Source organism: Paenibacillus sp. PL2-23, assembly GCF_040834005.1.
In the GTDB taxonomy this organism is placed as follows: Bacteria; Bacillota; Bacilli; order Paenibacillales; family Paenibacillaceae; genus Pristimantibacillus.
The window spans coordinates 4,370,549-4,395,884 of sequence record NZ_CP162129.1 but is presented as its reverse complement, the minus strand read 5'-3'; the positions used below and the strand labels follow the sequence as shown (position 1 = coordinate 4,395,884).

The 25,336-nt window shown below is 56.7% G+C and carries 26 protein-coding genes; 18 read left to right on the top strand and 8 right to left on the bottom strand.

Going from position 1 to position 25,336, the window contains the following annotated elements; genetic code table 11:
- Positions 1–58 precede the first annotated feature (58 nt).
- The 3 genes from AB1S56_RS19440 (at position 59) to tyrS (ending at position 2,406) form a co-directional block, all read left to right on the top strand.
- Positions 59–304 (top strand): translation initiation factor 2, encoded by a 246-nt coding sequence (locus tag AB1S56_RS19440; RefSeq protein ID WP_340869088.1) that lies wholly within the window; start codon positions 59–61, stop codon positions 302–304.
- 236 nt (positions 305–540) lie between these two features.
- Positions 541–771, top strand: a complete 231-nt coding sequence (locus tag AB1S56_RS19435) for a hypothetical protein (RefSeq protein WP_340869090.1) — start codon at positions 541–543, stop codon at positions 769–771.
- Positions 772–1,140: 369 nt separating this feature from the next.
- The gene (gene tyrS / locus AB1S56_RS19430; RefSeq protein ID WP_340869164.1) at positions 1,141–2,406 is read left to right on the top strand and encodes a tyrosine--tRNA ligase; all 1,266 of its coding nucleotides are present in this window, start codon (positions 1,141–1,143) and stop codon (positions 2,404–2,406) included.
- Between the two features lie 72 nt (positions 2,407–2,478).
- Here tyrS and AB1S56_RS19425 read toward each other — a convergent pair whose 3' ends face one another.
- The 3 genes from AB1S56_RS19425 to AB1S56_RS19415 form a co-directional block, all read right to left on the bottom strand.
- Positions 2,479–3,492 carry a bifunctional glycosyltransferase family 2/GtrA family protein gene (locus AB1S56_RS19425; RefSeq protein WP_340869091.1) on the bottom strand — a complete coding sequence of 338 codons (1,014 nt, stop codon included), beginning with the start codon at positions 3,490–3,492 and terminating at the stop codon, positions 2,479–2,481.
- Positions 3,493–3,524: 32 nt separating this feature from the next.
- Positions 3,525–4,505 carry a phosphodiester glycosidase family protein gene (locus AB1S56_RS19420; RefSeq protein WP_340869092.1) on the bottom strand — a complete coding sequence of 327 codons (981 nt, stop codon included), beginning with the start codon at positions 4,503–4,505 and terminating at the stop codon, positions 3,525–3,527.
- 301 nt (positions 4,506–4,806) lie between these two features.
- Positions 4,807–4,929, bottom strand: a complete 123-nt coding sequence (locus AB1S56_RS19415; protein WP_340869094.1) for a YjcZ family sporulation protein — start codon at positions 4,927–4,929, stop codon at positions 4,807–4,809.
- A 271-nt stretch (positions 4,930–5,200) separates the two neighbouring features.
- On the opposite strand from AB1S56_RS19415, the gene AB1S56_RS19410 reads away from it, so the two are divergent.
- From AB1S56_RS19410 to AB1S56_RS19395, 4 genes are all read left to right on the top strand, one after another.
- Entirely contained in the window at positions 5,201–5,347 is a 147-nt protein-coding gene (locus AB1S56_RS19410; RefSeq protein WP_340869096.1) for a YjcZ family sporulation protein, read from the top strand.
- A 234-nt stretch (positions 5,348–5,581) separates the two neighbouring features.
- A complete protein-coding gene (locus tag AB1S56_RS19405; RefSeq protein ID WP_340869098.1) occupies positions 5,582–6,898 on the top strand; it encodes an extracellular solute-binding protein in 1,317 nt (438 codons plus the stop codon).
- A gap of 2 nt (positions 6,899–6,900) precedes the next feature.
- Complete coding sequence (locus AB1S56_RS19400; RefSeq protein WP_340869100.1) at positions 6,901–7,929, top strand: GTP-binding protein; 1,029 nt, start codon at positions 6,901–6,903, stop codon at positions 7,927–7,929.
- Positions 7,930–8,040: 111 nt separating this feature from the next.
- A complete protein-coding gene (locus AB1S56_RS19395; protein ID WP_340869101.1) occupies positions 8,041–8,634 on the top strand; it encodes a hypothetical protein in 594 nt (197 codons plus the stop codon).
- Between the two features lie 111 nt (positions 8,635–8,745).
- On the opposite strand, the gene AB1S56_RS19390 is transcribed toward AB1S56_RS19395, so the two are convergent.
- On the bottom strand, positions 8,746–9,468 hold the full coding sequence (locus AB1S56_RS19390; protein ID WP_340869103.1) for a hypothetical protein: 723 nt from the start codon (positions 9,466–9,468) through the stop codon (positions 8,746–8,748).
- Positions 9,469–9,662: 194 nt separating this feature from the next.
- Here AB1S56_RS19390 and AB1S56_RS19385 point away from each other — a divergent pair, with 194 nt between their 5' ends.
- Both AB1S56_RS19385 and AB1S56_RS19380 read left to right on the top strand, forming a co-directional pair.
- Positions 9,663–10,700 carry a LacI family DNA-binding transcriptional regulator gene (locus AB1S56_RS19385; protein WP_340869104.1) on the top strand — a complete coding sequence of 346 codons (1,038 nt, stop codon included), beginning with the start codon at positions 9,663–9,665 and terminating at the stop codon, positions 10,698–10,700.
- A 34-nt stretch (positions 10,701–10,734) separates the two neighbouring features.
- Entirely contained in the window at positions 10,735–12,948 is a 2,214-nt protein-coding gene (locus AB1S56_RS19380; RefSeq protein WP_340869166.1) for an alpha-galactosidase, read from the top strand.
- Here AB1S56_RS19380 and AB1S56_RS19375 read toward each other — a convergent pair.
- Positions 12,909–13,865 (bottom strand): DUF4358 domain-containing protein, encoded by a 957-nt coding sequence (locus tag AB1S56_RS19375; RefSeq protein ID WP_340869105.1) that lies wholly within the window; start codon positions 13,863–13,865, stop codon positions 12,909–12,911. The genes AB1S56_RS19380 and AB1S56_RS19375 overlap by 40 nt on opposite strands.
- 192 nt (positions 13,866–14,057) lie before the next feature.
- On the opposite strand from AB1S56_RS19375, the gene AB1S56_RS19370 reads away from it, so the two are divergent.
- Positions 14,058–14,591, top strand: a complete 534-nt coding sequence (locus AB1S56_RS19370) for a type 1 glutamine amidotransferase domain-containing protein (protein ID WP_340869107.1) — start codon at positions 14,058–14,060, stop codon at positions 14,589–14,591.
- Between the two features lie 136 nt (positions 14,592–14,727).
- Here AB1S56_RS19370 and AB1S56_RS19365 read toward each other — a convergent pair whose 3' ends face one another.
- The 3 genes from AB1S56_RS19365 to AB1S56_RS19355 form a co-directional block, all read right to left on the bottom strand.
- Positions 14,728–16,065 (bottom strand): FAD-dependent oxidoreductase, encoded by a 1,338-nt coding sequence (locus AB1S56_RS19365; protein WP_340869108.1) that lies wholly within the window; start codon positions 16,063–16,065, stop codon positions 14,728–14,730.
- A 434-nt stretch (positions 16,066–16,499) separates the two neighbouring features.
- The gene (locus AB1S56_RS19360) at positions 16,500–17,177 is read right to left on the bottom strand and encodes a PspA/IM30 family protein (RefSeq protein WP_340869110.1); all 678 of its coding nucleotides are present in this window, start codon (positions 17,175–17,177) and stop codon (positions 16,500–16,502) included.
- An 83-nt stretch (positions 17,178–17,260) separates the two neighbouring features.
- A complete protein-coding gene (locus AB1S56_RS19355) occupies positions 17,261–17,479 on the bottom strand; it encodes a PspC domain-containing protein (RefSeq protein WP_340869112.1) in 219 nt (72 codons plus the stop codon).
- Positions 17,480–17,747: 268 nt separating this feature from the next.
- Here AB1S56_RS19355 and AB1S56_RS19350 point away from each other — a divergent pair, with 268 nt between their 5' ends.
- The 8 genes from AB1S56_RS19350 (at position 17,748) to AB1S56_RS19315 (ending at position 25,209) form a co-directional block, all read left to right on the top strand.
- Positions 17,748–18,935, top strand: a complete 1,188-nt coding sequence (locus tag AB1S56_RS19350) for a DUF4367 domain-containing protein (RefSeq protein ID WP_340869114.1) — start codon at positions 17,748–17,750, stop codon at positions 18,933–18,935.
- Positions 18,936–19,091: 156 nt separating this feature from the next.
- On the top strand, positions 19,092–20,294 hold the full coding sequence (alr, locus tag AB1S56_RS19345; RefSeq protein WP_340869168.1) for an alanine racemase: 1,203 nt from the start codon (positions 19,092–19,094) through the stop codon (positions 20,292–20,294).
- 205 nt (positions 20,295–20,499) lie between these two features.
- Positions 20,500–20,781, top strand: coding sequence for a CopG family ribbon-helix-helix protein (locus AB1S56_RS19340; protein ID WP_257443558.1), 282 nt, complete (start codon positions 20,500–20,502; stop codon positions 20,779–20,781).
- 3 nt (positions 20,782–20,784) lie between these two features.
- Complete coding sequence (locus tag AB1S56_RS19335) at positions 20,785–21,135, top strand: type II toxin-antitoxin system PemK/MazF family toxin (protein ID WP_087569551.1); 351 nt, start codon at positions 20,785–20,787, stop codon at positions 21,133–21,135.
- 186 nt (positions 21,136–21,321) lie between these two features.
- The gene (locus tag AB1S56_RS19330) at positions 21,322–22,065 is read left to right on the top strand and encodes an SAF domain-containing protein (protein ID WP_340869122.1); all 744 of its coding nucleotides are present in this window, start codon (positions 21,322–21,324) and stop codon (positions 22,063–22,065) included.
- Positions 22,062–22,913, top strand: a complete 852-nt coding sequence (locus tag AB1S56_RS19325) for a hypothetical protein (RefSeq protein ID WP_340869124.1) — start codon at positions 22,062–22,064, stop codon at positions 22,911–22,913. The genes AB1S56_RS19330 and AB1S56_RS19325 overlap by 4 nt, the downstream gene beginning before the upstream one ends.
- Positions 22,910–24,277, top strand: a complete 1,368-nt coding sequence (locus AB1S56_RS19320) for an ATPase, T2SS/T4P/T4SS family (RefSeq protein ID WP_340869125.1) — start codon at positions 22,910–22,912, stop codon at positions 24,275–24,277. The genes AB1S56_RS19325 and AB1S56_RS19320 overlap by 4 nt, the downstream gene beginning before the upstream one ends.
- Entirely contained in the window at positions 24,274–25,209 is a 936-nt protein-coding gene (locus tag AB1S56_RS19315; RefSeq protein ID WP_340869126.1) for a hypothetical protein, read from the top strand. Before AB1S56_RS19320 ends, AB1S56_RS19315 begins: the two co-directional genes overlap by 4 nt.
- Positions 25,210–25,336 lie beyond the last annotated feature (127 nt).

Below are 25,336 nucleotides of genomic sequence, written 5' to 3'. Positions count from 1 at the left end.
TGCCTAGGTAGCATTGGCATACCTTGTAGCATTATGGATGACGAGGATGGGGAGGGCTATGGAGAACAACCTTAAGTTGCTCCGAGAGATAGAAATCGCAAGGCTTGAACTGATTGGAGCTTCGCTTGCCGCGTTGGGTGATGGCATCATCGCCGTTTCGGCAGGGCTGGCGCTGGAGCTGCTGGAGAGCGAATACAACAGAGAGCATCGGCAAAGCCAGCAAACCCAGCAGCTGGAGGAAGCGCATCGGCAGCTTGATTACCTGATCCACGAATTGTTGAAGCTTAGAGCACGGATGTCGTGATCACGTATCCAATCATTCACAATGCTGCATAAAGTATGTTTGAAAGTGGGGGAAATGGGTTAAAGAACAGTGAGAGCTTCTACGAAGCTTATTTATTTTCCTGCTTGAAATACGAATAGGTGTTTGGTGTATAATAGGAACATACATTCGTTTATTGAGTTGAGCAGCTGGGTGATACTTCACATTCATAGGCGTAGGTTGCTTGGAAAATATAATCATCGTGGAGGTGTTCCGACGTGCTGTCAGAGCGTTCGCGGAAACTATTAAAGATGCTGTGGCATTTGTATCATGGCGAGGCGGTTACTCTGCATTATGGCCGATTGGGCCGTGTTATTGGCTTGAGCGAGAAGCAGATCATCGCTGCGTTGGCGGAGCTGGTGGAGAAGCGCCGTATCGCAATCAAGGAAGGCCGCCTTCAGGTGCTTGCGCCAAGAGAGGACTTGGAGCTTCAGCTGACGTTCAGATGACTTTCAAAGCTAAGCATCGGCAATATGAAATCCTCCATTGACATCCACCCTGCCGTTCCCTATACTGTTGTGTAATCGTATATTCTAATGCGTTGAAGGAATTCAGTAGCGGGTTGTCACTGTTGACGTAGAAAGCTGGGGGTTGATGCAACCCAGCACACACAATGCCGCGAATTACACTCCGGAGTGCTTGGGTAATGCCAAGCGGTTAGCGACCGATAAAGCGCTGTGAAGCGGTATCTGAGGTGTGATCAGCCTTGGGTGCAATCTGGGTGGTACCACGGTTATCCAATCGTCCCTATGTCTACAATAGACAAGGGGCGATTTTTTGTTTTTTTCCACAATAATAGGGGGCTGGAGTTTATGTCTATGAACATTATCGACGAACTGGAATGGCGCGACGCCATTAATCAGCAGACCGACGCGGAAGGTCTGCGCGAGCTTGTTAAGGAGAAGAAGGTTTCGCTGTACTGCGGCGTCGATCCTACGGGCGACAGCATGCATATCGGACATCTGATTCCGTTCATGATGCTGAAGCGATTCCAGCTTGCGGGACATCGTCCCGTCATTCTGATTGGCGGGGCAACAGGCACGATCGGCGACCCAAGCGGCCGCACCTCGGAACGTTCCCTGCAGACGCTGGAGCAGATTCAGGCCAATGTTGAAGCGCTCACGGCGCAGCTCAAGAAGCTGTTCGACCGCAAGGAGGAGGGCGGCGGCGATCTGCGTATGGTGAACAATTACGATTGGACGCATAAGATTAACGTCATCGAATTCCTGCGCGACTACGGCAAAAACTTCAGCATCAACACGATGCTGGCGAAGGACGTTGTGTCGAGCCGTCTCGAGAGCGGCATCTCGTTCACAGAGTTCTCGTACCAGATTCTGCAGTCGCTGGACTTCCTGCATCTGTACAAGGAAGAGGATGTGCAGTTGCAGATCGGCGGCTCCGATCAATGGGGCAACATTACGGCGGGGCTGGATCTGATCCGCAAGAAGGAAGGCTCGGAGGCCAAGGCGTTCGGCTTGACGATTCCGCTTATGCTGAAGGCGGACGGCACTAAATTCGGCAAGACGGCGGGCGGCGCGGTATGGCTTGATCCCAACAAGACGACGCCATATGAGTTCTACCAGTTCTGGGCGAACACAGATGACCGTGATGTTGTCAAATACCTCAAGTTCTTCACCTTCCTGAGCAAGGAGCAGATCGAAGCGCTGGAGGAGAAGGTGAAGACGGAGCCGCATAAGCGTGAGGCGCAGAAGGCACTGGCGGAGGAAATGACCCGTTTCGTCCATGGCGAGGCGATGCTGGAGCAAGCCAAAAAGATAACGGCGGCGCTGTTCAGCGGTGACATCAAGTCGCTTACGGCGGATGAAATCGAGCAGGGCTTCAAGGAGATGCCGACGTTCGAGGCGGCCAGAGAAACCAAAAATATCGTGGACTGGCTGGTCGATATAGGCATTGAGCCGTCCAAGCGCCAGGCGCGCGAGGACATTACGAACGGCGCGATCTCCATGAATGGCGACCGTGTCAGCGATGTTGCTTTCGAGGTGACGCCGGAGCACGCGTTCGACGGCCGGTTCATTATTATCCGCAAAGGCAAAAAGAACTACAGCCTCGTGCGGTTAACTTAGCAAAGGGCGTTCAGCCATCAAAGGTCTTCCGGCGTATCCGATGGGATCGGAGCGCTTGGAGGACCTTTTTGCTTAATAGACGAGCTTCCTCTGCGCCCAGTAGCTGAACAGGAACAAGGCGGCTTCAGTCACCAGCTTTGATGCGAGCAGCGGCATGTCGAGTCCCTCGTGCGCAAGGGCCATCAACCCGTAATTCAACAGTAGAATGACCAGCACCAGCGCAAAATATTTGGGCATCGACCTTGCGATCGCCGCGCCATGCTTCTTGCGGAACACGAACCGCCGGTTCACCGCGTAATTGAAGATCGAGCTGCACAGCCGCGCTCCGGCAACAGCGATGAGCAAATGATCGGTCAGCCAGGCAAGCAGAAACAGCATGCCGAAGTCGATGGCTGCGGCCAGCACGGACGAAGCGCTGTATCTCAGGAACGGCAGATAGATTTTAATCGAGTCGGTCAGCGGTCGGAAATGGGAGGATTGATTGTTCTCCAGATAGACGGTGTCGATCGGGAGCTCCATCAGCGGCCAGCCTTCCTCCGAGGCGGCGAGGAGCATATTCATTTCGTATTCGAACCGTTCGCCGGTGATGCGGCAGAGACGCTCCAGCATGGAGAAGGAGAAGCCGCGCAGACCGGTCTGCGTATCGTAGAGGTGCAGCCCAGTTGCCAAGGCGTACACCTTGCGCGTCAGCGTATTGCCGAGCTTGCTGCGCAGCGGCACTTCGCCGGTGAAGCGCCTGCCGCCCAAGACGATATGGCCTTGATGGGCGATTGCCGCCTCGGCAATACGCCTGATGTCCGCGGGTAAGTGCTGACCGTCGCTGTCGGCGCAGACGACGACGCCGTGCGGGTCTGCAAGCTCGCGAATATGGGCGAAGCCTGTCTTAAGGGCACGGCCTTTGCCCAGGTTCGCTTCGTGAGTAAGAACGATGCAGCCTTCTTGCCGCGCCTGCTGGAATAATTGCTGGTAGAGCGGGCCGCTGCCGTCGTCGACGATGACGATCTGAGCGACTAGCTCCTCCTTCAACTGTCGGATGAGTGTAATCAGTCGGATATCCGGCTCGTAGGATGGAATTAAACAAATCATGGCGTCAGTCAGTCCTCCTCTGCTGCTGTGTGTTATGCGCTGATGTAGATAATGTCACTGACGCCGCGCTCTTCACCTTTTCCTTCGGGGTTGTTCACGACCCTGCCGTTGAAATACATGGTGGATGAGCCGCCGCCATCGAGATTGTATGCTTCGGTTGCGCCAAGCTCCTGGAAGAGGGCTGCAAATTCGCTTAGCGTCATACCGCGGCTGTAGCCTTTGCTGCGACCGTCGACCACAACAAAAACATAATGATTCGGCTCGATCATGCCGATGCCGGTACGTGGATTGGCGTCTTCGATGGAACGATTGCCGAAATTGGTATCAATGACGACATGATCGAGATCCTCCGCGATCTCTCCCTCCGCGACGAGAATCGGTCCGAATGAAAAGGTATGAGCAACGCCGCTGCGCAGCAGCTCCTCGGACGAAACCTCTTCTTCGTCGTAGGTGGCGAGAGTGCCGTCCGTGAATAAAGCAAGCGCGTCGCGCGCAGGCTCATCTCGATACAGCGTGCCGTTCCGAATAATAACGCCATTGTCCCGGAAGCCGTAGTAGTCGCCGTTGATCGCGAAGATGGCATCCTTGTGGGAGGCGATCGCGGATGTGTTCTCAATGATATTCCGCCCGAACGAGTCCTTGGCAAAGGCGGTCCGCAGGCTGGCGTTGTCCTTCAGCAGGACGTCAGCGACGAAATATGTAATGGCGTCAGCCCCAGAACCCGTCTGCACCTGCTCGATGGCAATCGATACACGCTCGTCTTGATAGCTCCAGTCATCCCATACGGCTGTCGAGGCTGTCGTCAAGCTGTCGCTGTCCCAATCTTCAGGCTTGTCCAAATCGGAAGGGACGGCATCCTCAAGCGCTGCGCCGGTCAAGGCTTCCTTCTCGGTCACGATAACCTCGACATGCTCGATAAGGTAGCGGTCGGCCAGCTTGTACAGGATGATGCTGAGTGTAAAGAGAAATATAACGGCTGCGGCGATCGTTATTGTAGTTTGGTGTCGTTTCATGGCCTGTTCACCTTCTCTAGTGGGATAGATATAATAGTAGGCCCCCGATCTGAATGCATCCTTAGACGAAGCTGATTCTGACATGAGCGGGTGCTGAATGTTCGCTGAACAAGAGCAGCGGTTGAGGAGTCATTACGGAAGGGGCTGGAGGGAGAAGCGAGTCTGGCGGCGACGCGTAGGAGCGGAGCTTGTCTGCGGGCATACGGAAGGGAAGGCCCGCAATCCAGTGCGGGCCTTCCGCTAGTTAGATGAAGAGTGATGAACAGGTCTGCATGCATGGAGGATACATATCAGACGTTCACTACCATTTGCCAAAGCCGCCGAAACCGCACAAGCTGCAAGCGATAATCACCAACAGGATAAAGAGAACCAGAATCGCTCCAACGTTATTGTAGCCGTAAGCACCACCAACGCAACCGGACATTTGCATGCACCTCCTTACGTCTTGAGTACTCTGTATGTTATGTGCCTCTGGTTCAATGTGACTGGGTAAATGCCCCTATGGACATTAAACTTCGGCTATCGCCTAGTTTTGGGGATGAAGGCCTGCAAGGGCATGGCCATGAGCCGCGACGGGGCTCGTATGGTGCGGGCTGGAGGCGAAAATGAGCAAACGCACAATTTTCCCATCTGCCTATACCTTTTGGTGAAATATACATAGGATACTGTACCTTAACAAAAAGGAGCTGAAACAATTGAACTACGCAGCAAACGTTTCTGGCGGTGCAAACCACCACTACCCTGTAGCTGGCGCAGCTGCTTGCGGCGGCTACAACAGCGTTGGAGCCATCCTGGTCCTCTTCATCCTTCTGGTTATCATCATCCGCACGATTTGCTACTAATACCACTAACATCCTCCAACCGTATACGATGCAGCAAATGAAGCCGATAGGCATGTCCTTCCGTTAACCATAGGCATGAAGAAATCCCCTGGCGATGCTCGCCAGGGGATTCTTACGTTTACAGGGTCAGACGCTAATGGCACGCTTCATCCATAAATAAGGGACAAACGCTGTGCAATTTCGACATTTTTCACTATACTGATTGGTAAGAATGAGTTGAGGGAGGGCGCCAGAATGAGACGGGGCATGTCGCTTATCGCGCTGCTGTCGATTATTGTTGCCGTAACAGGTTCGTGCTTGAATCACCAAAGCGAGGACCAGGAAGCGGACGTTATCGAGCTCACGTTATGGCATAACTTTAGCGGTACTGATCTGCGGTCGCAGACGATGCAGAGCATCGTGCAGCAGTTTCGAACCGAGAATGACAACGTGGAGCTGACTGTGCGAGCCTTCACGCCGGACAAGTATCGCTCCCGATTGACGGCCGTGGCGATGAAGGGAGAAGTGCCCGACGTTTTTGTGCTGTGGAGCGGGTCCATGACGACCAGCCTGGCCGAAGCGAAGCTCATCGAGCCCATTAACCCCTTGCTGGATCAGTACCCGGAGTGGCGAGACGGCTTCTTGCCGAACTCGCTGGAAGCGTTCACGGAGCAGGATGGCGTCTACGGAGCGCCGATGGGGCTGACGCCGACCTCTATTCTTTATTACAACCAACGGCTGTTCCAGGAGCATGGACAGCAAGTGCCAACGACATGGCATGAGCTTATGCATGTAATTGAGCATTTCAAAGCGCTGGGTATTACGCCGATCATGCTAGGCAACAAAGCGGAGTGGCTGGCGCAGTCCAGCATCTTCAGCTCGGTAGCCGACCGGGTGACGGGAACGGACTGGTTCCTGCGGGCGGTGAAGCAGGAGGGCGCAAGCTTCACGGATCCTGTGTTTATAGAAGCGTTGTCTTATATGCGAGAGCTCGCCGAAGCGGAGGCTTTCCAGGAGGATTACGACGAGATAGACAATGTGGAGATGGAGCTGCGGTTCGCGAATGGAGAAGCTGCCATGATGATCGACGGCGGCTGGGCGCTGACCAATCTGGCCGCTAACGCGCCTGCAGAGGTGCTAAGTGAGCTGGGGGCGACCGTGCTTCCGACGATGCCGGGAGGCAGAGGCGATCCTAATACGCTCGCAGGCGTGGTTGGCACCGGTATGGCGCTTGGCGTAAGGGAAACCGGCGCGAAGCAGGACGCGGCGATGAAGCTGATCTATGCGATGTCGGGTCCCGATGCCCAGCGTCGAACGCTGGCCAGCCATCAGCTGGTCAGCTACAAGATTCCGCTGGATAAGAGCACGGTATCCCCCATATTCGCGCAGGTGTACGATCTGGTGAACAGCGTGCGGCTGACTCCCGTATACGACGCGCTGCTCTCGACTGAAGGAGCAAATGCGCTGAATCGCGGTCTCCGGGAGCTGCTGGCAGGCGCGGCGGAGCCGGAGGAGGTCGCGATGAGGGTGCAGGAAGCCCAAGCGGGCGCGATTGGCATAGGGGAAAAGTGATTATGATGGATACGGAAGTGCAGGAAGAGAGGGTGACGAATACGATGGAACGGGAAGCGGTAACGCCTATTTATTTGCTGTCCGGCTTTCTGGGCAGCGGCAAGACGACGCTGCTCTCTAACATGCTGAATGAGTGGAGAAGCCGGGGCCTGAAGGCCGCCGTTATTATGAATGAGCTTGGCGAGGTGAACCTGGACGGCCAGTTAGTCGACCGCGAGGTGCCCATGGCGGAAATGCTGGGCGGCTGTATCTGCTGCTCCATCCGCAGCGATCTTGGCGTGGAGATTGGAGCGCTTATTAAGGAGCATCGTCCGGATGCGATATGCATTGAGTCGACGGGAGCAGCCAATCCGTTGGAGACGCTGGACGGCGTAACGGACGCGTCTATGTACAAGACGATTGAGCTTCGGGAGATTATTACGGTTGTGGACGGCCCCGAGCTGCTGGAGCGCAGCAGGAACGGCAAAGGGCGAACCTTCAAGCTGATGAAGGAGCAGATTCGCTGCGGGACGCTGCTGCTGCTCAACAAATCAGACAAGCTGGAGCCGGAGCAGCTTGTAGAGGTTCAGCAGCTGCTGAGGGAGTGGAACGCCCATGCGCGAATCGTGTCCACGGTTCGTTGCGAGCTTGAGGATTGGAGCTGGCTGGATGCTGAAGCACATCCCGTCCCCCATCCCATAGGGGCGACAGATGATCGCCAGGAGGACGTGGAATACGTTGAGGATTCCCATGACGCCTCTCATCGGCATGTCATGGCGGCAACCCGCTATCTGGACAAGCCGGTGGACAGTGTCGCGTTCGAGGAGCTGCTCCGGGGACTCCCGGACAATATATACAGAGCCAAAGGCATTGTGTCGTTCTCCGATACCTCTGCAGGCAGCCGCTATCTGTTCCAATACGCGTATCGGGAAACCGATTTTATACGCATAGAGCCTCAGGGCGAGGTTCGCGATGTGGCTGTTTTTATCGGCGAGCACTTCTCCAAGGAATGGCTGGACAATCGGCTGCGGGAGCTGATGTCGAAGTCGTAATTTGTTGATTGATGTCTATGGCCATGTATGCATGGGAACAATATGCCAGAGGAGGGGTTCTCTTCGCGAGGACCCTCTGCATACTTTTGCGATAGAGGGGTGAGTCAGCCAATGAAGACATACGGGAAAGCCATCCTGTGCGCTGTAGCTGCAGTTATCGCGGGAGCTTCGATCTGGCAGGCGGCGCCGGCTTATGCCGGGCAAGCGCCAACTGCTGCGGCGCCGACTGAGGAGCTGAACGTTAAGGGCGAGGGTGAAGTGGCTGAAGCTGAACGCCACCGTATCCACATGTCCAAGGAGGATTTCGAGGCGTACCGGCTGAAGAAGCTTCAGGCGATGGCGGAGTACTTCGGCATTGAGACCGAAGGCAAGTCGGCGCAGCAGCTCAAGGACGAGCTTGCCGTAGCCAAGGAGGCCAACAAGGAGAAGTGGGAAGCGTTCAAGGCGGAGCATCAAGCCAAGCGGCTGGAGCATCTGCAGAAGATAGCCGGGAAGCATGGCATTCAGACGGACGGCAAGACGGAGGAGCAGCTCCGCGAGGAGCTGATGAAGGTGCATGGCGGCAAAGAGCATCGCAGGTGGAAGGCTCGACATGAGCATAACCAGCACAACGGCTCTTCAAACAATGCCAAGCCTCAGCAGTCGCCGCAAGCAAAGCCTGACGCGAACGCGGCTCCTGTCCCTTCGCGAGAGAAGCATACGTAAGCTATGGCGTGTCTGAACCCCGTTGTTAAGTCCTGAGCACAACTTAGGCACGCCCAAAAGGCATGAAGGCATCGGTTAATTCGATGCTTTCATGCCTTCTTTGCGTTGATGTTAGATCGTCCATGCGGAGTGGACGATCGCGCTTACGTACCAGCTGCCCTCATGCTGCTCCAGCACAAGAATAAGGCTGGCCCAGTCCATGCCTTCGTATTTTTCGTCAAAGCCTGGGAAATGGTAGTCAACGAGGTAGCTGTCCGGATACAGCTCCTTCAGGTTCGGCGTGGTGTTGCCGCTGCCGATTAGGGTATCCCACCCGATCTCTGCCGCGTTCGCATAGTCGTGATCATAGACGAAGCGCTCGTAATATTTCCCGAAGGTCAGCTTGATGGGCTCGCCGGAGCCATCGAATACGCCCCAAGTGAAGACGGAGGGGTCATCCAGGTCAGGAAGCTTGCCCGCCTCGAAATGGACAGCATTCTCGCTGTCGATATGGGCATAGGGGGAGAAGCGTACGCCATGCTCGGGATGCACAAGCTTCTTCAGCGCCTCTATGTTCTTGCTCTTCAGTGCCTCGATAACGGCGGCCGCGCCATCCTCCGGTTCGGCAGCCCCTTTGTCTGGGCTGGCCTTATCGCCCTCGGCGTCCGATGTCGGGGTCTCTGCTGGAGGAGAGGCCGTTGGCTGGGCGGCGCCTCCGTCCGCTGAAGGGGTAGCAGCAGGAGACGGCGACGGCGACTCCCCTTCTGACGGTGATTCATTATTGGCTGTAGAGCCGGAGCAGCTCGATAATACGAGGGCCGCGGACAGGAAGAGCAGCGTCAGCAGCTTCTTCATAGGGATCACTCCTGTTCGTTCTTTGTTCTTATACTAAGACGATGGCTCGGGGTGGAAAGGTTGCAGCTTGCGGAAGTTTTCTCTCCTGCTTATTACCCGATTTTATGTATTGTGAACAAAAGAGCCATTTGTTATGATGGTTATGTTCAGTAAAATTATTAACTAAACAAATCGAAGGAAATCGAGGACAGTCTATGGCAACGATCAAAGACATCGCACAGCAGGCGGGAGTATCCCCCGCGACCGTATCGCGCGTGCTTAATAACGATGCAACGCTGTCCGTCAGCGAAGAGACAAGGACTCGCATATTTGCAATTGCGGAGCAGCTTGGCTACAAGCCGGCCAGACTCAAGAAGCTGAAGCGGGAGGAGCAGCTGTCCAGGAAGCAGGTAGGCCTCTTCATGTGGTCATCTCTTGAGGACGAAAGAGACGATCCTTATTTCGCGGCTATTCGCAGAGGCATCGAGCTTCGTTGCGATGAGCTGGGCCTTGCGATTACGAAGGTGCTGAGGGGAAGCGGCGGCGCCGAGCTGGCGCCGCTGCACGAGCTGGATGGTCTAATTGTTGTGGGCTCCATCGCTTCGGAGGACGTCGCGGGGCTCTACTCCCGCAGTGAACGTGTGGTGTTCGTCAACAACATGGACGAGCCGGATGCATGCGACTGCGTCTCGCTTCACTTCGAGGGAGCGGTTAGAGACGCTTTGTCCCATCTGCTGGAGCAGGGGCATGAGCGCATCGCTTTTGTAGGTGGCGATGGTATGATCCATCGGCTTCGACCGGGACTTCTCCCGCTGGAGGGCATAGACCCGAGGCGGTCCATGTTCCGCGCGCTGATGGCTGATCGAGGGTTGTATCGAACGGAATATGACGTCGAGGCCCCATGGTCCCCTGCGGGCGGCTATGACGGCATGCGTCGGCTGATACATGCGGAGGAGCGACCTACGGCTGTTCTCATGGGCAGCGACCCCATGGCGGTTGGCGCTTTGAAGGCGCTGCAGGAGCAGGGCTTGGCCGTCCCGGAGGACATGGCGATCATCGGGTTCGACGATATCGAAATATCGGCTTATCTGCACCCTCCGCTGACGACGGTGCGCGCGCATACGGAGCTGATGGGGAGAACGGCGGCGCAGCTGCTGCTGGAGCGAATCGAGGGGCGAGAAGCGGCTATGCACGTCAAGGTGAACACGAGGCTGATCGTCAGGGAAAGCAGTGTGAGAAAGGTATCAACCTAATACAAATGCAATCAAAATCGGGAGGTTTATCATGATGGGTATTCAATATTTGCAAGAGAGCTCCGTCTTCCATCTGCAATCGAAGAACACGAGCTATGCGATGAAGGTGACCAAGCAAGGCTACTTGGCACATTTGTATTGGGGGAGGAAGGTAAGCGGACACGGGCTGGAGCGGCTGCTGGAGCTTCAGGGCAGAGCCTCCTTCTCGCCGAATCCGGACCTGGAGGAGCTGGCCTTGTCGCTGGACACGCTGCCGCAGGAATACCCGTCCTATGGCGGCTCGGACTTCCGCACGCCAGCGCTTCAGGTGCAGCTGGCCGACGGCTCCACCGTTACGGAGCTGCTCTATGCTTCCCATCGCATCGTGCCGGGCAAGCCGGCGCTGGAGGGCTTGCCTGCTGTCTACACAGAGCAGGACGACGAGGCTGAGACGCTGGAGATTACGCTGAAGGACGAGCATGCGGGGCTGCAGGTGATGCTTTCCTACACGGTATTCCGGGATTCCGACGCAATCGCGAGATCCGCTCGCCTGCTCAATACGGGCGGCGGTCCGCTTAAGGTGCTTCGCGCTCTCAGCATGAGTCTGGATATGGCGGATGATCGGTACGAGCAGCTTCAGCTGTCGGGCACATGGGCGCGCGAGCGCTATATTCACCGCCGCCGTCTGGTGCCGGGCATGCAATCAGTGGAGAGCCGGAGAGGCTCCAGCAGCCATATGCAGAATCCGTTTGTCGCGCTGCTGTCGGAAGGCGCGACAGAGGAGCATGGCAGCGCGTATGGCGTCAGCCTGGTATACAGCGGCAGCTTTGCCGCCGGGACCGAGGTGGATCAGTTCCACAGCGCCCGCCTGTTCGCCGGCATCAATCCGTTTGATTTCAGCTGGCTGCTGGAGCCCGGCGATTCGTTCCAGACGCCGGAGGCGATTATCGTATTCTCCGACCAGGGCATCGGCGGCATGTCCCGCACCTATCATGATTTGTACCGCTCACGGCTGTGCCGCGGCACGTTCCGCGATCAGGCTCGGCCAATCCTGGTCAACAACTGGGAGGCCACCTACTTTAACTTTGACGCGGACAAAATCGAGTCAATCGCACAAGCCGGAAGCGAGCTTGGCATTGAGCTGTTCGTGCTGGACGACGGCTGGTTCGGCAAGCGCGACGACGACCGCACGTCGCTGGGAGATTGGTTCGTTGACCGCCGCAAGCTGCCGAACGGACTCGAGGATTTGGTCGCCCGCGTCAACAGGCTCGGCTTGTCGTTCGGCCTCTGGTTCGAGCCGGAGATGATCTCTCCGGACAGCGAGCTGTACCGGGCGCATCCCGACTGGTGCCTGCATGTTGAAGGCCGGCGCCGGACACAGGCGCGCCAGCAGCTCATTCTGGATGTGTCGCGTGAGGATGTGCAGCAGCATATAGTGAGCACAATCTCCGCTATATTGTCCAGCGCGCCAATCACGTATGTGAAATGGGATATGAACCGCAACATGACCGAGATCGGCTCCGCGAAGCTGCCCCCTGAGCGCCAGCGTGAGACGGCCCATCGCTATATGCTGGGGCTATACTCCGTGCTGGAGCGCATTACGACGGCGTTCCCGCATGTCCTGTTCGAGAGCTGCTCGGGCGGAGGCGGCCGCTTCGATCCCGGTATGCTGTATTACATGCCGCAGACGTGGACGAGCGACAATTCTGACGCGGTCTCCAGGCTGAAGATTCAATACGGCACAAGCATTGTGTACCCCGTCAGCTCCATGGGCGCCCATGTGTCTGCGGTGCCTAACCATCAGGTGGGACGGGTCACCTCGCTTGAAACGAGAGGCAATGTGGCGTTGTCCGGCAACTTCGGCTACGAGCTCGACCTCACCAAGTTCACAGCGGAGGAGAACGAGATAGTCAAGGAGCAGGTCCAGCTGTACAAAAATATTCGTCACCTCGTGCAGTTCGGCGATTTCTATCGACTGCTCAGCCCATTCGAGGGGAATGAGACCGCGTGGATGTTCGTGTCGAAGGCGAAGGACGAGGCGTTCGTCGTATTCGTCTCCGTCCTGCAGGAGGCGCATGCGCGGCTAAGCCGGATTAAGCTGCAAGGCTTGGCGCCGGACAAGCAATACCGCCTGGAGGGCTCTGACGGCACGCCGTATGGAGGCGATGACCTCATGTACGCCGGCATGCCAACCCCGCAGTTCCATGGCGATTACGCCAGCAGATGTTATCACTTCAAAGCCTTGCCGTCTTCTATGAAAAAGGAATAAAACAGGCTCGCCATTTGTTCCTGCTGATCAGAGATGGAGAACAGCACATAGGGACCGCTGCGGATGATCTGATATTGGCTCGCAAGCTCGTACTGATCCTCCACATAATGCTCGAAGCTCTTCATAATGGTCTCTGCGCGGAACCGGAAGGCGGCTTCAGCAGCGGCGTAATCATCTTCTGACCGCAGCTTGATGACGGAATATTCACTGGCGGACAGCATCATCTTGGATTGCTTGAACAGGTATTCCTCCAGCATCTTGTCGGTCTCGATGCCTTCGTAGAACGAAGGGATCTGATCCTTCTCGACGGCCTTCATAGGAGGCAATTCCAGCTCGTCCGCCAGCTTGGCGGCGATATCGCCGACAACGGGATCGCTGGTTGGACTAGGCGAAGGCACCGGGGAAGGCGTCGCTGACGTTCCTGGCTTCCCCGTTGCCGTTGGCCTCGGCGAGGCTGCAGCAGAAGGCGGAGCTGCAGCCGATGGCGCAGGCTGCGGCGTCGGGGTAAGGACAGGCGTCGCCACAGCTGTCGGCGTTGGCTTGGCAGTCGCTGGCATCACGCTCTCAGCAGGCGTGCTCGTGGGCTGGACCGAAGGCGTTGAGCTTGAGGGCACACTGGCCGTCGGCGGGGAAGAAGAGGGCTTGGCGCTTGGCGTGGCCGCAGGCTCAGGCGAAGCTGTCGGCCCCTCCGTGGGCTCATTCGCCAAGGGGGAGGGTTCAGCTTCAGCGGAAGGCTGAACAAACGGTGTTGCCGCTGGCACAGGCTCTGGCGTTATGCTCGGCTCTGCAGACGCCGTGGCAACAGCCGTTTCAACCCTATCTTCTTGGCCGCGGCTGCAGGCCGTAGCGGCAACGGTGAGGGCACCAGCCAGCAGGAATGCCCCAAGCTTCTGGAGATGATTGGTTTTTTGTATCATGATGCGCTCCTTTGGTCCATGCCTTTAATGGTTGGACAGTTACTAGCTTAAACGCTTGCTGACGGGCAAAGGTTGCGTTATTCCAACAGATCGGGTTCCCTCCGGAGCGCTTGTCAACAGTCTTATATTCGTTTCATCCTCTCTTGTTCAGGGTAAGGTAATGATGCATCGTCCATTATGAGAGGAGTGATTATGATGACAAAGGCGAAAAAAATTGCGTTTCTGCTTGCTGACGGCTTCGAGGATTCCGAGATGAAAAATCCGTTTGATGAAATGGTGAAAAACGGTCATGATACAGTCATCATCGGTCTTCGGGCGGATGAGAAGCTGACGGGCAAACAAGGCACCATTTCGTATACGTCGCATCTGGGGATCGACGAAGCTAACCCCAAGGACTACGCCGCTATTATTATTCCGGGAGGCAGCTCTCCAAGCAAGCTGATGGACCATCCAAGCGTCCAGCAGTTCGTGCAGGAGGCCGACGCTTCCTCTATCACCATCGCGGCCATCTGCCATGGTCCGCAAATTTTGGCGGCTGCCGGCATATTGGAAGGCCGCACCCTTACCTCCTATCCTGGCATTGCGAGCGAGATGGAGAAGGCGGGAGGACGATTTATCGACAAGAAGGTCGTTGTCGACCAGAACCTGATTACATCCCGCACGCCAGAGGATGAGCCGGCCTTCATCAGTGAAACGCTGGAGAAGGTGGGCGTCAACGCTTGGTAGTCATCCAGGCAGGCAAGCAAGAACAAATGCGGGCAGCGCTTCCCGCGCCGCCGTTTAGTGAAGCATAGAGGGCTGCTCCATCCGCATGATGCATCTGCGGCTGGAGCAGCCTTTCTCACCATATTAGAGTAGAACGTTACACCGCCTTCAGCCCCGCCTGATTCAGCACATTCCACGGCTTGTTGTAATGCGGCTGGAAGAAGAAGTCGACGAAGCCAAGCTCCTCCATGGTCATGCCATTCTGAATGCAGACCGACATCGTGTTAATCGACTGCGTCAAGTCCACCTTCGACATGACCTGCGCGCCTAGGATGCGGCCGGTGTCGGCGTCGTACACAACCTTGAGCGTCACTGGCTCATGCGTTGGCATAAATTCGGGGCGATAGCTGTCCGATATTGTGACTTTTTTCACATTCATGCCTGCAGCAAGCGCCGACGTCTCTGTCAGCCCTGTCGAAGCGATGTTGCTGTCATAGATTTTGATGCCCGAGGTGCCTTGAGTGCCTCTGTATTTGACCGTCGGCAGCATGAGGTTGCGTGCGGCGAGCGTGCCCATACGTACAGCGTTTGTGGCAAGCGGGATATAGGCGTGCTCACCGGTTGGATTATAATGCACGGCACAGCTGTCTCCGGCGGCGAATACGTCAGGCTTGCTGGTGCGCATATATTCGTCCACCTTAATGGCGCCGTTCGGCAGCATTTCGACCTGCCCCTTCAGAAGCTCCGTGTTGGGCCGGAAGCCGATGCATAGAATAACCAGATCCGCTTCGTATTCGCCGTGATTCGTTACAACCTTCGAGACGCGGCCTTCAGCATTGCCCTGGAACGAGGTGACGGTCTGTCCAAGCGCCAGCTTCACGCCTCTGTCCTTGAAGGCCTGCTCGGCCGCGTGCGTCATTTCCTCGTCCAAATATTTGTACAGAATCCGGTCCATATTATCGATAAGCGTCACGTCCTTGCCCAGCATATCGAATGCCTCCACCAGCTCGATCCCAATATAGCCGGCCCCGATGACGGCAATGCGCTTTGCCTGCTTCGCTTGCTCGATAATCGTCCTTGCGTGATGAAAGTTTTTGCACAGCTCGATGCCGTCCAGTTCGATGCCGTCCATCTTCGGAATAATCGGCCACGAGCCTGTTGTTGCGATCAGTTTGTCATAGCCGTGCGTCAGCTCTTCGCCGGTCACGAGGTTGCGGGCGGTCAGCGTCTTCGCATCCGTATCAATAGCAAGCACGTCATGCTTCATGAGCGTCGTAACCCCAAGCTCCTCCAGCTTCGCGGGCGACGAGTAGAACAATCCTTGCGCGTCCTGCACAACGCCGCTCACATGGAGAGCGATGCCGCACGAGAGGAACGAAATATTATCATTCCGTTCGTAGACGGTAATTCGAGCGTCCGGGTATAGCCTCGCCATCTCTGTAATAGCAGCAGTGCCGGCATGTGTACAGCCAATAACCGCGATTCGAGTTGTCATAAGCAATTCCTCCTTGGTAGTGAACCGAATGCTTCGATGGGGGAGCCAACGGTTCTTGTATCGTGAATAATTTCACAACCACGGATACTTTGTGATTTCATTCACAATCATTTGATACTCTTATCATATGCCATCCGGTTAAAAAAGACAATGTCTGATTTGTGACAAATTTCACAACCGTGCTTGAGCGGGGGACGCGCCATGTTGAGGCCAAGCTAGCCGGCTATAATCGTCCACGCCTGCTTGGCTATCAATAACGCGCTGAGCTGTCTTTCCTTTCCATAAGTAGCGTATGAGTCTGCATATACTGCCGAGCCATCATACCGTATAATTGGGCTTCTCGCCAGAGGATGCCCTTATTTACATCCCGCTATAAGGGAAGACCGCGCTGACTCCTGCCAGCGCGGTCTTTACTCAACAGCCTATATAGGGGACTAGCTCCCGGATTTGTTCAGCAGGCGCTGAAGCTGGGCTTCCACGAGCGCGCTGCGCTGCTCCTGCTTGGCGTCAAGCCCACCTGTGCCGCCGCCCGGCGCGGAGGCTCTGGACAGCTCGCGAGCCGCTTCCCATTCCAGCACCTTCTGCTCGATACGCTCGAAGCCTTTGACCGCCGCGCTGCCATGCAGCTGAGGAGGGGACCCATAGCCGGCACCGGCGCTCCCGTTCAGCGCTGCCGACTTCTGCACGCGCGCGATAAGCTCCGTCCGCTTGCCCTGCAGGCGGGTCTTCTCTTCCTTCAACGAGTCAGCCTTCAGCTGAAGCTCTGTTGCAGCTTGCTTCGCGTGCTCGCGATGCCTTCTCGTTTCTTCCGCTTGCTCCTCATACAGCAGCTTCGCCTCCAATGCAGTGCGGGCTTCCGCTTCGCGTCCCTCCGCCGCGGCCCCCTCCGCCTTGCGCTCATAATACAAGGCCTGGGCATGCTGCTCCTCAAGCTTGGCAGAGTGGAGGCGCTCCTGGGCTTGCTGCTGGAACAGGGTTCGCTCCGTCCGCTCGATCTCCTCATCCAGGTCTCGTAAGTAATGGTTAAGCATCATCACCGGATTCTCCATCTTGTCCAGCATCTCATTGGCCGCGGCCCTTGTCATATTCATTACACGCTGCAAAATTCCCATATCACATGTCTCCTTTTTAGTAGTCATTCAGACCGCTCAATTTCATTTCCATCACGAGGCTAAACAGGAAGCCTTCTCGACGTTTAATAGTGAATATTCGTAAAGGTCACTTCGTTGTAGGGCGACTTGGGCACAAACACCGCCGCCGCGAAGTAGACCAGCAATACCGCCCCGAAGCTGAAAAACGCGGAGATGACGAACAAAAGCCTGACGATTGTGGAGCTGATGCCGAGCCATTCCGCTATTCCTCCGCAGACGCCGGCGACTTTGTTATCACTATGAGACCTGAACAGCTTTTTCATTTTCCCTCATCCTTTCATGCGACTGAAGCTTATGTCTACATTCTAGAGCACTCCACCGTCTGCGGTAACGGTCCGCGGTCTATTGTTGCTGCTAGCCCTAAGGCGGGGAAGGGGTCGGACGTTTGGCGGAGGAGGGGGGAGCAGAGGCTGGCCGCCGGCTTATTATTTTAAACATGCCCAAGCCTCAGCCAGTCCGCATAAATGTCCAAGTCCCCTCATAGACATGTTATCAGCCAGTTAAAATTAAGGGTGCAGAGGGGATGGTAACATGCGTCGCATGACATGGGCCGCGGCAGTTATTCTGTGTTTCACACTCGTATTATCCGCTTGCGGTACAACAAAGGACGCCGAGTCCGTGGTGAAGGATTTGGAGAAGGTAGTCAACAGCATGGAGAGCTATCAGGGCAGCGGCACGATGACGCTGCATACCGGCCAGCAGCCGCTGGAGTACAGGGTGGAGGTTTCTTATCAGAAGCCAAGCTATTACCGCATCAAGCTGACGAACGAAGAGAAGGATATTACACAAATTGTGCTTCGCAACGATGAAGGGGTATTCGTGCTTACGCCCAAGCTGAACAAGGTGTTCCGCTTCCAAAGCAACTGGCCGCAGAATCAGGGTCAGGTCTATTTGTATCAAACCTTGATTCAAAGCATATTAGTGGACGGCTCCAGACAATTTGCGGTGGAAGAGGACGCGTACGTGTTCGACGTCATGGCGAATTACAATAACGGCTCGCTGGCGCGCCAGAAGATCTGGCTCGACAAGGAGGAGCTGAGGCCGGTGCAGGTCGAGGTCAGCGATACGAACGCTTCTGTCATGGTGGACGTGAAATTCGACACATTTGCATTTGACCAGAAGTTCGACAAGAGCGTATTCGAGACACAGGCCAATATGGCGTCTTCCCCGCCGGCTTCGGAGGATGGGGCTGAGCCTTCCGATGACGCTGCGGATCAGCCGACGATGGGCACGCCGGAGCAGTCCGATGAAGCGGCCGCTCCCGGCGACGATGCGGCACAAGAGGAAGGCGAGGAGCTGGACAACGCCGAGGAAGAAGAGGTGGCTAATCCCGATGAGGACGCCTCGACGGACGCCGAGGGCGAAGAGTCGGCAGAATTTGTCGCTATGGGACCGTCGTATTATCCTGGCGGCGTGTCGGAGAAGGATAGTCAAGAAATTACGTATGGCGGCAATCCGGGCTTGATTACCCGCTATGCAGGCACATACAGCTATACGCTGATTCAGACGATGCCGAAGGACATGGCCTCCTCCTTCGTGCCGGGCACGATGGTGAGCCTGGGCCATACCATGGGCGAGCTGACGTCGAGCGATGACGACACCTTGAAGACGTTAACATGGACGTATGAGGGCCATCTGTTCCGCTTGACTTCGAACGATCTGCCGGAGAGCGAGATGATCAAGGTCGCGCAGTCGGTACAAGGCGAGATGGCCAAATAATCCAGGTTCGCCGAAGCAAGCTCCGGCTTCCAATAGCTGCTAGCGGAATCCGGTCCGCAATTCATTGACAGTCCCAGCGGCAGGGGTTAACATTGAGTTTATGAGTTTTGCTGCTCGGACTGTCAGGGTTGTGGGAGTGGAGAGAAGGTGGAGGGCTTGAAGGCATTTGATCGCCCTACATGGGCCGAAATTAACGTGGACGCGCTGCGCCATAATCTTCATGCGATGCGCGGCTTGCTGCCGGAGGGCTGCCTGCTGATGGCATCGGTCAAGGCGAATGCGTACGGACACGGCGCGGTAGAAATAGCGGAGGCGGCTGAGAGCTTCGGCGTGGATTACCTGGGGGTCGCGTTTCTCGACGAGGCGCTCCAGCTGCGCAGAGCTGGCATTCAGTCGCCTATTCTTGTGCTGGGCTATGTGCCTGGACATGCGCTGGAGCTGGCGCGGGAGCAGAGGATTACAATCAGCCTGTTCCGCGAGGATATATTGGAGGCGGCTGCCAAGCTGCAGCCTCATTCAGACGGGCTGAAGCTGAAGGTGCATGTGAAGGCGGATACCGGTATGGGACGTCTCGGTGTGCTGGGACATGACGAGACGATCGCCTTCATTGCACGCTGTCTGCAGACAAGCAGCCTTGAGGTGGAGGGGCTGTTCACGCATTACGCGAGGGCGGATGAGCGGGATAAGAGCTACACGAAGCTTCAATATGAGCGCTTCCAGCGGCTGGAGAACGAGGTGAAGGCGCGGGGATGGTCGATTCCTATCATTCACGCGGCCAACAGCGCTGCCGGCATCGATACGCCGGAATGGGCGGGCAGGATGGTCCGTCTCGGCATCGGCATGTACGGCTTGTATCCTTCTCAGGAAGTGATCAAGGCGAATATTGAGCTTCGACCGATTCTGTCGCTGAAGACGCAGGTCGTCTGGACGAAGACGGTGCCTGCCGGCTGGGGCATCAGCTACGGCGCTCGTTATGTGACTCCGGCGGATGAATCGATCGGCACGCTGCCCATCGGGTATGCGGACGGCTACAGCCGCATGCTGACGGGCAAGGCGAACGGCCTGATTCGCGGCGTGAAGACGCCAATCCGTGGAACCATCTGTATGGACCAATGCATGATTGCGCTGGATGGCGTCACGGAAGCGACGGACGGCTCGCCGGTAGAGGCGGGCGAGGAGGTCGTGCTGATCGGCCGCCAAGGCGATGCGGAGATTACGGCCGAAGAGGTGGCGGATCAGCTGGGCACGATCAACTATGAGGTGACGTGCATGCTTGCGGCTCGCGTGCCTCGCGTCTATATGGAAGCGGGGAGAATCATCAAGGTCGTCAATCCGCTCGTGCAGACTGGCTGGCAATAATTGCTAAGCACGAATCTGTCCGCCGGAGCAGGGAAATGAGGCTTGGAGGGCGAATAGAGTAAGCAAGTGACTTTGCATTCGGTGCATGTTCTGCATATAGCATAACTGATATACGGCTGGCATAGATATGATGAAGTATAGCCGGAGCTATATTTTGTCATACTGTTTAATGTGGGTTTTGGAAAAGTTTTGGGGGTGCAGTTTGGTGGCTAATTTGCATAATACGAAAAGGATCATGATCAGCTTGCCCGATCAGCTGCTGGAAGAGGTCGACGGCATCGTCGCCAAGGAAAATTCCAATCGCAGCGAATTTATTCGGCAAGCCATGAAGCTGTATCTGGTGGAACGCAAGAAGCGCCAAATCCGTGAATCCATGCAGCGGGGATATATGGAGATGGCAAAAATCAACCTGAACATGGCCTCGGAAGCGTTTCAAGCGGAGGAAGAAGCCGATCATACGTTAGGCCGACTCGTAAGCGGGGTGTAGAGCTTGATCGTAAAACGCGGAGATGTGTTTTTTGCCGATTTGTCCCCAGTCGTCGGCTCGGAGCAGGGTGGAGTCCGCCCCGTGCTCGTTATACAGAACGACATCGGTAATCGCTTCAGTCCAACGGTAATCGTAGCCGCCATTACCGCGCAGATTCAGAAGGCGAAGCTGCCCACCCATGTAGAGATGGATGCCGCGACGCATGGATTCGATCGCGACTCCGTCGTGCTTCTGGAGCAGATCCGCACCATCGACAAGCAGCGCTTGACTGACAAAATTACGCATCTCGACGACGAAACGATGCGCAAAGTGGACGACGCCTTGCTTATTAGCGTAGGCTTAATTGACTTTTAATAAGCCCCCTATACCCGCCTGCAAAATTGGGTGTAGACAAACACAGGAAGTATTTGTTATTATAGGCTCAAATTCATAGCTTAACACAATAGAATACAGAAGCACGATATGCGAAGAACGCAAGCAATTGCCGGTGACGGCGATGGCAGGCGTTCTTTTTTTTGTTGCTTTGGGAGGGGGAAGAGGATGGCAAGAGGCCGGAACAAATGGCTGAGTGTGACGGCGGCGCTTCTGTCTGCGTCGCTTGTGTATGGTTTGTATATGCTGCAGAGGCAGCAGCTTGTCGAGCAGGAGACGGTGGCTGTCCTGGCTCCGAACCGCTTTGTGGATGCGGGCGAGCAGCTGTCTGCAAGCGATCTGGCATGGGTTCGCATGCCTGCGGATGCGTTCAGCCGCGATATGATGACGGATCTGGAGGCCGCCGCCGGGAAGGAGACGGCTATTCCGCTGGGCCGGGGCGAGGCGATCCGGGACTGGAAGCTGAACGAGCATCAGCTGCAGCCGCTCAGCGGACAGTCGACGTTCCAGATTCCGAAGGATTATGTGAGATCCGTCTCCAACGGCATCCGCGCCGGGGACCGAGTATTGCTGTACGCGTCCGGTGAAGGCGATGAATCGCGGCGGCTGTTCACGCAGCCTGTTGTTGTCGCCTCCGTGAAGAGCTCCGCTAACGTAGAGGTGGACGGACTGGAGCAATCTCATCTGCTCTCCATGGCGGAGAACAACAAGGACGGCATGTATACCGCAAGACGGGACGCCAACGCCATGATTGAGTATATCAACCTCAATCTATCAGAGGAGCAGTGGCTTGCCATCGACCGGCTGTGCAAGGGCGGCGCCGTTAAGCTGGTTGTCGCCTACAGCTCGCATGCGGCCGGGCGGTTCGGCAGCGAGTCCCAATATGGGGGAGAGGAGGCTGAGAGGCCATGAACAGAGGCAGCGCGCCAATGGCCGCATTTATTGGCACGACGCCGAATATCGGCACAACCTCGGCGGCGTTTGCCGCCGCGTTCCGGATTGCGGAGCTGAGCGGCATGGCTGTCGGCTATCTTTGCCTGAATCTGAAGAGCGCCAAGCTGCACAGGTTCCTTGGGGTGGAGGAGCCGGAGGTGACGCTGGATAAGCTGCAGCCGGAGCTGCGGTCCGCCTCGCTTACAGCGGAGCGCCTGCGCGGCGCAGGCTATGGCGTTCCAGGGCTCAGCAATCTGAAGGTGCTGTTCGGCAACCTGGACCGGGAGGGCGCGGAGTATGTCGGCGCGGAGGAGATTCAGCATCTGCTGGATACGGCGCAGAAGGCCTTCGATTTTGTGGTGCTGGATGTGGGGGCGTATTGGGACAATGCCGCGACTGTATGCTGCATGCGGCGCTCAGATTCACGAATTGTTGTAACGACGCCTGCGCTGTCCCATTTCCAGGAGGATGGCGGGAAATGGATCGGCGGCGTATCCGCGCTGTTCGGTATACAGCCCCATCAATATGACTGCATCGTCATGCGGACGCCATGGGCCAAGAGCGGCTACGGCATGAATGAAATCTGCAAGGAGCTGGGCTGCTCGCCGCTTGGCGAATTCCGTCTTACGGAGTCGATGCTGGGCGGGTTCGACCGAGGAGATTTCGGCGCTTGGCTGGCGGAGGATGCCGCCGGCAAAGCGGCGATGAAGAAGACGGCTGCCGTTCTGATGAAGCGCCATGGGCTCCGCATCGCGTTTCCACCCATGGGGGGACAGCCTTGGTATCGTAAGCTGTTAGCTTATCGGAATGGAGTGAGCTCCACGTGAATCAAGGTCAAAGCCGGTTTTCGCTGGCGGAATTTGCGTCCCGTATCCGGACGGAGGGCGAGAAGGGATTGAAGGCTGCTGGCGGCGAGGAGCCGCGCGATAGCAGCGAGGATTTCGAGAGGCTGTCCGCCGAGATCCGCGCGCACCTGAGCGCGCCGAGAGGCATGACGGAAGACGAGCGGCGTCAGTACAGCGAGACCTTGAATCGAGCCGTGCTTGGCTTCCCGCAGGAGCGGGAGCAGGTGCTGGCCGTGATCGAGGATCGGCTGTTCCGGCTTCGCATCCAGAGCCTGCCGGATTATAGGCATCCTTATGGCAGTCTCGCCGAGGCGCTGTTCGCTGAGGTTGTGGGGCTTAATGTGCTGGAGCTTGTGCTGGCGAGCCGTGAGGGGCTGGAGGAAATTCAGGTGCTGGGCGACCGAATTTACGAGGTGCGAGCAGGAAGCGCAGTCTTATCTCCTTACCGATTCGGGAGTGTGCGCGATGTGGAGCGCATCCAGCAAAACCTGGTGCTCTACAACAATGACCGCATCAATCCGCGCAAGCGCTGGGCGGAGGTGATGCTCCGGGACGGCTCCCGCGTGACCATGACCGGCTTCGGCTTCACCGCCAGACCCACGCTTACGATTCGTTTCTATACGGTGCGTCACTTTGGGCTTGCGGCGCTGTGCGATCCGCCATACCGGAGCCTGAGCGAGAAGATGCGGCGCATGCTGCTCGCCGCTCTCCACGGCCGGTACAACCTCGTGTTTATTGGTCCCACTAATTCCGGCAAAACCAATCTGATGAAGGCGCTTATTGCCGAGCTGCCGGATGAAGAGAGGGTCGTAACGATCGAGGGACGGTTCGAGATGATGCTGGGCAGAGATTTTCCGGGCAAAAACATCGTGGAATACGAAACCTCTGACGAGGAAGCGGCTCACGGCGCCGCGCAGGCGTTCAAGCTGGCGCTCAGGCAATCTCCCCAGCGCATCATACACGCAGAAATTAGGGATGACGACGCCAACATCTATGTGCGCGCCTGCACAAGAGGGCATGCGGGCAGCATGACGACGGTTCACGCCAATCGGCTTGAGGATGTGCCGGAGGCGATAGCCGACATGTGCATGCTGGATGGCAGGGGCATGAACCCGGAGCGGCTGGTGAAGAGGATCGCCCAGTACGTAACCGAGCTCGGCATAGAGCTGAAGGTATGGCAGGGACGCAGAGTGGTGAGCCGAATCGGTGAAATCATATGGGAGGATGGCGAAGCTCGCGTTCGGGAATGGGCGGTGTTCGACGGCGAGAAGGACGAATGGACGTATCCCCATCCCCCGTCTGAACGTGCGATGAGCTGGCTCGGGAAGGAGGCGGACGGGGAATGAATCAAGTCTCCATGATGGCGGGACTGGCGCTTTTGTTTATTTTGCTGAACATTGTTATGTACGGCCTTGTGCATGGAATCGCCGAGAGGCGAAGGCTGCGGGGAAGGCTTACCTATCAATCCCCCTACAGCCTGCGTAAGCTGATCGTAGACAGGAGCAAGGCGTATCGACTCCTGTCTGCTCATATCGGGGAGCTGCTGGAGACGCTGCGGCTTCGAATGAAGGCGGAGATGTTCTTGAGCGGCTCCGGTCTGCTGCTGCTTGCCGGCACATTGGCCGGGGGCTTGTTCTTCCAGACGGCGAAGGGAACGCTGCTGTTCGGGTGTCTCGTCGGCTTGAGTCCTTATGTCTGGCTGAGGGGGCTGCTCGTTCATCGCCGTATGGGCGCCCAAATCGATTTCCTGCCCGCCGTGGAGCTGTTCTATCAATGCTACCTCGTGACAGGCGAGAGACAGGTGCGGGTCGCCCTGCAGCGTACCGTAGAGGAGAAGCGGCTGCTGGGTCCCATGCAGGCGGTGTTCGAGCAGCTGTACCGCAATTTATCCGTGCGAGGCGATGACGAGGCCAGTCTGCGGATAATGGCGGGATCGCTGGGGCATGTGTGGGCTGATTATTTTGCCCAAATTCTGCGAATCTCCTTGTCGGAGGGCGTGTCCGTATCGGATAGCCTGCGGGAGCTGCTTGGGGATATGCGCAAGGCGCGGAGGGCGAATGAGCAGGAGAGACATAGGCTGCTTGAGATTCGTATCGCGAATTTTACGCCGATTCTATTCCTTGCGTTGTTCATCGGCATTAATATCCGCTACAACCCAACCCATGCTTATTACTATTACTTGCAGGACAGCCAAGGCCGGGACATGCTGCTGAACGCGCTGCTGCTCATCTTCGGCTCGTTCCTGATGGGATTGTATCTATCCCGCAAAAAAATGTAAGGGAGGCGAAGGCGACGCTGCAATGGGTCACCGTATCGACAACTGTTGGAGCTGCTCTAGGGCAGTTTGTATTTGCCGCGATCGGGCTGTACGCCCTTCTCCGGCTGCTGCCGCAGCGCCAAGCGAG

What these genes read in the sequence shown, in the direction of transcription:
- AB1S56_RS19440 (WP_340869088.1), top strand. Translation starts at nt 59, where the DNA reads ATGGAGAACAACCTTAAGTTGCTCCGAGAGATAGAAATCGCAAGGCTT.
- tyrS (WP_340869164.1), top strand. Translation starts at nt 1,141, where the DNA reads ATGAACATTATCGACGAACTGGAATGGCGCGACGCCATTAATCAGCAG.
- AB1S56_RS19425 (WP_340869091.1), bottom strand. Translation starts at nt 3,492, where the DNA reads ATGATTTGTTTAATTCCATCCTACGAGCCGGATATCCGACTGATTACA.
- AB1S56_RS19420 (WP_340869092.1), bottom strand. Translation starts at nt 4,505, where the DNA reads ATGAAACGACACCAAACTACAATAACGATCGCCGCAGCCGTTATATTT.
- AB1S56_RS19415 (WP_340869094.1), bottom strand. Translation starts at nt 4,929, where the DNA reads ATGTCCGGTTGCGTTGGTGGTGCTTACGGCTACAATAACGTTGGAGCG.
- AB1S56_RS19405 (WP_340869098.1), top strand. Translation starts at nt 5,582, where the DNA reads ATGAGACGGGGCATGTCGCTTATCGCGCTGCTGTCGATTATTGTTGCC.
- AB1S56_RS19400 (WP_340869100.1), top strand. Translation starts at nt 6,901, where the DNA reads ATGATGGATACGGAAGTGCAGGAAGAGAGGGTGACGAATACGATGGAA.
- AB1S56_RS19395 (WP_340869101.1), top strand. Translation starts at nt 8,041, where the DNA reads ATGAAGACATACGGGAAAGCCATCCTGTGCGCTGTAGCTGCAGTTATC.
- AB1S56_RS19390 (WP_340869103.1), bottom strand. Translation starts at nt 9,468, where the DNA reads ATGAAGAAGCTGCTGACGCTGCTCTTCCTGTCCGCGGCCCTCGTATTA.
- AB1S56_RS19385 (WP_340869104.1), top strand. Translation starts at nt 9,663, where the DNA reads ATGGCAACGATCAAAGACATCGCACAGCAGGCGGGAGTATCCCCCGCG.
- AB1S56_RS19380 (WP_340869166.1), top strand. Translation starts at nt 10,735, where the DNA reads ATGGGTATTCAATATTTGCAAGAGAGCTCCGTCTTCCATCTGCAATCG.
- AB1S56_RS19375 (WP_340869105.1), bottom strand. Translation starts at nt 13,865, where the DNA reads ATGATACAAAAAACCAATCATCTCCAGAAGCTTGGGGCATTCCTGCTG.
- AB1S56_RS19370 (WP_340869107.1), top strand. Translation starts at nt 14,058, where the DNA reads ATGATGACAAAGGCGAAAAAAATTGCGTTTCTGCTTGCTGACGGCTTC.
- AB1S56_RS19365 (WP_340869108.1), bottom strand. Translation starts at nt 16,065, where the DNA reads ATGACAACTCGAATCGCGGTTATTGGCTGTACACATGCCGGCACTGCT.
- AB1S56_RS19360 (WP_340869110.1), bottom strand. Translation starts at nt 17,177, where the DNA reads ATGGGAATTTTGCAGCGTGTAATGAATATGACAAGGGCCGCGGCCAAT.
- AB1S56_RS19355 (WP_340869112.1), bottom strand. Translation starts at nt 17,479, where the DNA reads ATGAAAAAGCTGTTCAGGTCTCATAGTGATAACAAAGTCGCCGGCGTC.
- AB1S56_RS19350 (WP_340869114.1), top strand. Translation starts at nt 17,748, where the DNA reads ATGCGTCGCATGACATGGGCCGCGGCAGTTATTCTGTGTTTCACACTC.
- AB1S56_RS19330 (WP_340869122.1), top strand. Translation starts at nt 21,322, where the DNA reads ATGGCAAGAGGCCGGAACAAATGGCTGAGTGTGACGGCGGCGCTTCTG.
- AB1S56_RS19325 (WP_340869124.1), top strand. Translation starts at nt 22,062, where the DNA reads ATGAACAGAGGCAGCGCGCCAATGGCCGCATTTATTGGCACGACGCCG.
- AB1S56_RS19315 (WP_340869126.1), top strand. Translation starts at nt 24,274, where the DNA reads ATGAATCAAGTCTCCATGATGGCGGGACTGGCGCTTTTGTTTATTTTG.